This window comes from Rhodococcus sp. NPDC077669 (assembly GCF_040686915.1).
Classification (GTDB): Bacteria; Actinomycetota; Actinomycetes; order Mycobacteriales; family Mycobacteriaceae; genus Rhodococcoides; species Rhodococcoides fascians.
This window is the reverse complement of sequence record NZ_JBFBMD010000013.1, coordinates 123,001-129,446: the sequence shown is the minus strand read 5'-3', so window position 1 is coordinate 129,446 and position 6,446 is coordinate 123,001. Positions and strand designations below refer to the sequence as shown.

The window sequence follows — 6,446 nt, the reverse complement described above, 5'->3', positions numbered from 1 at the left end:
TCGGTTGTCGGTGCAGTTGTGGTAACCACACCGATACCGGAGGTCCTCACCTATCTGTCGCTGCCACGCCGTCCACAACGTCCCTGCTCATTACAGCTAGGCCGTACATCCCAGTAGAGCGATGCTTCGTCGAGAATCATCCCGGTCTCGATCATCGAGCCGACCAGGTCGTCGTACTCCGCCGTCGAACTCAGGTGAGGGGGCGGACCAGCCGTCGGCCACCTGCCCCAGACCGTCGAACGCCAACTCGAGTGCCGAGTGTCGACGCCGTCGTGTATCGCGCTGTTGGACGTCAACGCCAGAAGCGTGGGGAGCCAGGGCCGCACGACATTGCATACCCCGATCGCCGTCTCCTTGTCCGGCACCTCGACGTGAATGTGACCCCCACACGTGGCAACGCTCTCTGCCAGTGCCCCGTAGGTCTCGGCAAGACGCCGATAGCGGGAGCCGTCCGAGATGGGCAGGCGGCCACGATCAGCAGGCGCAACCGGCGAGACACCTGCCGCCAGTAAGTGGGCACCCTGCGCCAAGGCCACCGCCGACAGCGTGGCGCGGGTGGAGATCACGTTCTCCCGCAACTCGCGAAGACACTGCAGCGGAGGCGAATTGGCCTCCACCTGCACCTCGGTCAGCTCCGAGACGGCATCGATTCCCGCAGCTCGGGCATGCGCGACGACACCGGGGCCGACCGCCACCGGACGCAGCATGTCGATGTCGGCGAGAAAGAACTCCTCCTCCACTCCAACCGTGGGGACTGCCCCTGCACTCATCGGGCGCTGTCGCCCGGGTGATCGCCGACGACCACCGCGAGATACACCGCGGCGACGATCGTGCGCGGTGCGGAACTGCCGGTCACGCCGACCGCGCAGGCGTCTCGCCTGTGCAGGAATGCGGAACCTCTTCGGATCTCGCCGGTTTCACCGCACTTCGAACGGCGTCCGCGACGCTGCGGACGCACTCCGTACCGAGGTGGACACCACTCGGATCGAGTTGTCGCTGCAGCTCGGGTGTACAGGCGACGATCGCGCGACACCGGTGCGCAGCGAGCCGCAAGGCGGCTGCCGAGAGGACGGGAACCACTGCGGGGTCGACGAATTCGACATCGAGCAGATCCACGACCAGCGACCGCCCGCACACGATGGCCTCCGACACGCATTCGCCTATGACCGGAATTGCCGATCTGTCGATCGACCCGACGATGCGGATGACGACCGGTCCGCCGACGAGTTCGTCCACGGACAGCGCGAATGCGCCGTCCTCGGGATTGTCCGGCCCGCAGAACGACAATCGAATCGATTCCGGATCACTGTGCACCGACCGTAGAAACACCATTGCCCACCTCCACCGGCTCGCGACCGGAGACTGTCGGCTGCCTCTGACACCAGTTCTCGAGAAAACGAGTCTCGGACTATCGGGTGTCGAAGAGCGCGGTCGGGCACATCTCGCAGTCGCTACTTCCTGACTACGGGGCTTCTCCTCAACCGCGTGCAGACAGTGTATACACAATTGCGTCCGGCGAAACCCGCTACGCTGCTGCGATTGTCGGCAGTCGACGGTTGAACCGACCGCAATCCAGTGCACGGTAGCCGTAGCGAACACGCTCCCCGCTTCGGCCGCAAGGGACGTCGGTTCGGCCCGTTGTGAACGCTCCAGCAAGGGCGACGCCCTCGTGTGAGGTTTCGCATTGCGCCTTTACGTAATAGGGTGTTGTTCGACGCCCAGTTGCGATGACCGCTCTGGCCGCGTCTCGAGTACGCTGACTCCAAAATCGGGTCGGCATATCCCACACCCTTCACCGGTGCCGGGCTATGCGCCCGAAAGGGGCCGTGCGAACCCATCAGGGATCGAATCGATATGCACGTTGCGCTTGTCTCCGAACACGTGAGTCCGATAATCGATGCGGCCGGCATCGAGGCAGAACAATCGGCTGCCCAGCTCGATCGGCTGGCCTCGTCGCTGGCCCGCGCCGGCACCCGAGTCGACGTATACACCAGGAAGCAGAACCCGGATCACGAGGACGAGCTGCTCACCCCCGACGGTTACCGGGTGGTCAACCTGTCTGCGGGGCCTGCTGTCCCGATGACCGAAGAGGAATCGATTCCTCACACGAGCGCGTTCGCCTCCGCGCTCCGCGATCACTTGCTCCGAACGAAACCCGATGTAGCACATGCACATTCATGGGTGTCGGGGCTGGCAACCATACTGGCCGCCGGCGCGACGGGCGTCCCCACGGTGATGTCGTTCCACGGTCTCGCCGCGACCGGCCGATCCGTGCCCCCGACGGCTGGCACCGATTCGGTGGTTCCCCGGGCGGCTATGGAGAAGAAGATCGCTCGATCGGCGAGCCGCATCATCGCGTCATGTCCCGACGAGGCCGACATGTTGACGCGGATGGGCGTCGCCAGAGCCAAGGTGTCCATCGTCCCGACCGGGGTGGATCTGAGTGACTTCGATCCATCCGGACCGACCGCACCACGCAGCGGTGCCGCGTGTCGGGTGGCGACCGTCGGGTCGGATGCCGAGGTATCGACGATCATCGAACTGCTCGGAAAACTCGACGACACCGAATTGGTCGTTGTCGGCGGCGAGCCACGCGAATCCAGCGGCGTGGCGCAGCTACGCACGGTCGCCGCAGCACACGGCATGGCCGGGCGCACGGTGTTCACCGGCCCGGTCCGCCATCGCCACATGTCGTCGCTGTTGAGGTCGGCCGACGTGTTCGTCTGCCTGTCCCCGACCGAATCGGCAGGGATCGCCACCCTCGAAGCCATGGCGTGCGGACTTCCCGTCGTCGCATACGGAGTGGGCTACGCCGGAGAGTTGGTGATCGACGGGGTCACCGGCCGCTCGATCAGGCCGGGCGACCGTCGTCGCTTGGCACGAGAGCTGGCCCTGCTGCTACGCAACGAGTCCAGGCGTTTCGAGCTGGGAGTGTCCGGCTCCGACCGTGCGCAATCTCGCTTCTCGTGGGACCGCATCGCCGAGGACACTTCACGCGTCTACGAGGCAACCGCACAGACCGGGTCGACAGTGAACGCCGGGTCGACCCAGCAAGCCGGCTCGACTCACGACCATCCGGTGCCGCCGACTGCACCCTCTCGTCGGCACACGGTGTGAACAGCCGGCGAGCCTATCTGGACGAGCGTTCCTTGTTCGATTCGGAACCGAGGTCGACGAGTTCTGCGGCCAAGGTGGCCACCGGGACGTTCTGGGTTTGCGACAGCCGTGAAATCAAGTCGAACGCCTGTACCGCATCGATTCCGTACCGCTCCATCAACATGCCCTTGGCTTGGCCGATGATGTCCCGTGAAGCCAAGCCGGACTTGAATTGCTCGGTCTTGTTCGCTGCATACAACGCCACCGCAGCGTGGGTTGCGAGCACGCGACCGAGTTCCTCGTCCTCGTCGCTGAACGCATCACTGGTCAGTGCGAACAGATTGAGCGCCCCGATGGTGTCCTCGTTGGTGTAAAGGCGGAAGGACAGGCTGCTGAGAACCCCTGCTCCCACCGCCTCCGGACCGAAACGTGGCCAGCGGGAATCGGAGCGGAAGTCGTTGCACCGCACGAACAGCTCGCTTCGTGCGGCATCGATGCACGGCCCCTCGTCGAGGCGTTCCTGCATTGCGTCCAGGCGCACCGGCAGCTCACTGGTCGCGGCGTGCGACTGGTACTTCTTCGGCCCCGCCACCACGAGAATGTCGGCGCAATCGACCGCGGGTATCAGAGATCGGGCGCTCTCCGTCACGCCGCGCAGAGTCTCGTCGAGACTGGACGGTGCGAAAAATGACCTCGTCGCTTCGGCAATCGCCTGTGTGAGGTCGCGAGCTGTCATCGATCGATCGGGTCCCATACCTGACGATGCTAGTCAACAGGAATCGACCGCTCGACGGTTGAGTCCACCGGAAGCGGGGCATGCAGAGCACAGCAACCAACCGACCGACGATCAGGAGTGCTCATGACCATGCCGACCGATGCAGGTGCAGAGATCCCATCCGAGGGCAGCAACGACGGTCCGCGCAAAGAATCTTCCGACGAGGCTGCAGTCGGTGCTCACGTCGACGAAGAGAACGTCCCACACCCGCCCGAGGACGACACGCAGAACTGATTCACTGGGCGGTCGGGGTCAGACGGAAGATCGGAAACCGCCTGCCCTCGGCCGTCTCCGTGTATTTCGCGAATCCGTCCGAGGCATCGAGGAATTTCTGCCACTGCCGGTCCCACTCGGATTCCGGAATCTCGTCGGCGTCGACGGCAACGGTGCGAATGCCTCCGTCCCCGGGTGTCTCGATGTCGATGGCCGGATGGGCGCGCAGATTGTGCACCCACGCTGGATCTTTCGGTGACCCGGCAGCCGAGCCGACCACCAACCAGCTCTCTCCCTCCGGAATCGCCATGAGCGGGTTGAGCCGCACCGCACCGCTCTTGGCACCGATCGTGTGCAGAACGACGAGCGAATCACCGAAGCCGGCCGTGGACACGTGGCCATTGTTGCTTCGGAACTCGTCGATGATGATCTCGTTGAAGTCGGCCATGGGCCGATCATGCCGCCGATGCGGCGCGGCCACTCCGCTTTTCGCCGGCGTTCGACGGTGTCAGTTTCCCGGTATTCCGTCCTCGTGATCGACGAGCAAAGACAACGACTCCCAATTCTCCTGCACGGCAGCGGCCGCGCCGTCCGCGTCACCCCCACTGCACAGCGTGATGATTCGTTCGTGTTGGGCTATCGAATCGCGGCCCACCAGCGAGGCGAACCGTAGTCGTTCGAGCCGGCGCAGGGTCGGCGTCACCTGCTCGAGAACCGTGACCACGACCTGATTCTGACTCGCTTCGACGGCGACTGCGTGGAACGCGTCGTCACCGGCCAGCGCGAGGTCCACATCGCCTCGGGTGAATGCGGCGGCGAAATCCTTGTTGGCGCGACGCATCGCGGCGATGTCGCGCTTGTTCATCAGCGGTACAGCCGTCCGGACCGCGAGGGCATGCATCGATGCCGCGACCGCCTGCGCGTCCAACACCGCCCTGCGTTCGATGGTCGACACGATGGTCGAACGCCCGGGCTGGGTGTGTACGAGGCCCGCCAGTTCCAGCCTGGCCATGGCGTCGCGAATAGGTGTACGCGACACTCCGAGCCACTGCTCGAGTTCGGCATCCCGCAGCCGCTCGCCGGGCGCGAAGGTGCCGTCGACGATGGCGTCGCGAATCGAGACGTAGGCGTTGTCGCGCAGCAGGGAGCGCTTGTGTTTTCCGAGCTCGACGGGGACCGGCATGCAAAATATCGTAGCCCACCGCTTTCGCTGGCGAGGCGTCCCACGTACAGTATGCGATATATTGCATCCTGCATGACACACCGATCAAAGGAGAACCACGTGGCGATCGCGGACTTCGAGCGTTATCCCCTCACCTTCGGCCCGAGCCCGATTCACCCGATGGAACGATTGAGCGCACACCTCGGCGGGGCCAAGATCTGGGCCAAGCGAGAAGACGTCAACGCAGGATTGGCCTACGGCGGCAACAAGACTCGCAAGCTCGAGTACATCGTCCCGGACGCTCTCGCGCAGGGTGCCGACACATTGGTCTCGATCGGTGGCGTGCAGTCCAACCACACGCGGCAGGTGGCTGCGGTCGCGGCAAAGCTCGGACTCAAAGCAGTTCTGGTGCAGGAGAAGTGGGTCGATTGGCCGGATTCGGTCAACGACAAGGTGGGCAATATCCTGCTCTCCCGCATCATGGGTGCAGATGTCCGCCTCGATCCGTCGGGCTTCGGAATCGAATTCAAGGACAGCTGGCAGAAGGCCATCGAGGACGTCGAGCGAGCGGGCGGCAAGCCCTACGCCATTCCCGCAGGCGGCTCCGACCACAAGCTCGGCGGACTGGGCTTCGCCAACTGGGCGTACGAAGTACAGAAGCAGGAAGAGGAGCTCGGCGTCTTCTTCGACACGATCGTCGTGTGCAGCGTGACCGGGTCGACGCATGCCGGCATGATCGCCGGGTTCGCCGGGCAGGAACGGCCACGTCGAGTGATCGGCATCGATGCGTCCGCCAAGATCGCTCAGACCCGCGACCAGGTGGCCCGAATCGCCCGTAACACAGCAGAACTCATCGAACTGGGACGCGATCTTCGCGACGACGAGATCACCGTCCTCGAAGGCTGGGCCGGCGACTACTACGGAATTCCCGTCGACTCCACGATCGAGGCAATCAAGCTCACCGGCCGTCTCGAAGGCGTGATCATCGACCCGGTGTACGAGGGCAAGTCCATGGCCGGACTGATCGATCTGGTTCAGCAGGGCGATATCGGCAAGGACTCCACCGTTCTCTACGCGCACCTGGGTGGTCAGCCCGCCCTCAACGCGTACAGCGGAATCTTCTGAGCTGGACTTCGCGGTACCGGTGCCCGAGGATCGACAGGTGATCCTCGGGCACCGAACCTGTTTCTGCACCGGCCG

At 64.3% G+C, this 6,446-nt stretch carries 8 protein-coding genes; 3 read left to right on the top strand and 5 right to left on the bottom strand.

The annotated features are described in order from the left end of the window. Positions 1-50: 50 nt before the first annotated feature. Complete coding sequence (locus tag AB0P23_RS16385; protein ID WP_363798257.1) at positions 51-770, bottom strand: glutamate-cysteine ligase family protein; 720 nt, start codon at positions 768-770, stop codon at positions 51-53. Positions 771-852: 82 nt separating this feature from the next. Next, entirely contained in the window at positions 853-1,332 is a 480-nt protein-coding gene (locus AB0P23_RS16380) for an STAS domain-containing protein (RefSeq protein ID WP_363798255.1), read from the bottom strand. Between the two features lie 549 nt (positions 1,333-1,881). Between AB0P23_RS16380 and AB0P23_RS16375 the strand changes: the two genes are divergently transcribed. After that, the gene (locus AB0P23_RS16375) at positions 1,882-3,117 is read left to right on the top strand and encodes a glycosyltransferase (RefSeq protein ID WP_363798253.1); all 1,236 of its coding nucleotides are present in this window, start codon (positions 1,882-1,884) and stop codon (positions 3,115-3,117) included. A 13-nt stretch (positions 3,118-3,130) separates the two neighbouring features. Here the strand turns inward: AB0P23_RS16375 and AB0P23_RS16370 are convergent, their stop codons facing one another. Beyond that, a complete protein-coding gene (locus AB0P23_RS16370) occupies positions 3,131-3,850 on the bottom strand; it encodes a GAF and ANTAR domain-containing protein (protein WP_032366830.1) in 720 nt (239 codons plus the stop codon). Positions 3,851-3,955: 105 nt separating this feature from the next. On the opposite strand from AB0P23_RS16370, the gene AB0P23_RS16365 reads away from it, so the two are divergent. Continuing rightward, entirely contained in the window at positions 3,956-4,105 is a 150-nt protein-coding gene (locus AB0P23_RS16365) for a hypothetical protein (protein ID WP_206498806.1), read from the top strand. Position 4,106: 1 nt separating this feature from the next. Here AB0P23_RS16365 and AB0P23_RS16360 read toward each other — a convergent pair whose 3' ends face one another. Both AB0P23_RS16360 and AB0P23_RS16355 read right to left on the bottom strand, forming a co-directional pair. Continuing rightward, positions 4,107-4,532, bottom strand: a complete 426-nt coding sequence (locus AB0P23_RS16360) for a nitroreductase/quinone reductase family protein (RefSeq protein ID WP_032407238.1) — start codon at positions 4,530-4,532, stop codon at positions 4,107-4,109. A gap of 60 nt (positions 4,533-4,592) precedes the next feature. Beyond that, a complete protein-coding gene (locus AB0P23_RS16355) occupies positions 4,593-5,267 on the bottom strand; it encodes a GntR family transcriptional regulator (protein ID WP_363798250.1) in 675 nt (224 codons plus the stop codon). Positions 5,268-5,366: 99 nt separating this feature from the next. On the opposite strand from AB0P23_RS16355, the gene AB0P23_RS16350 reads away from it, so the two are divergent. After that, a complete protein-coding gene (locus AB0P23_RS16350; RefSeq protein WP_027495701.1) occupies positions 5,367-6,371 on the top strand; it encodes a 1-aminocyclopropane-1-carboxylate deaminase in 1,005 nt (334 codons plus the stop codon). Positions 6,372-6,446 lie beyond the last annotated feature (75 nt).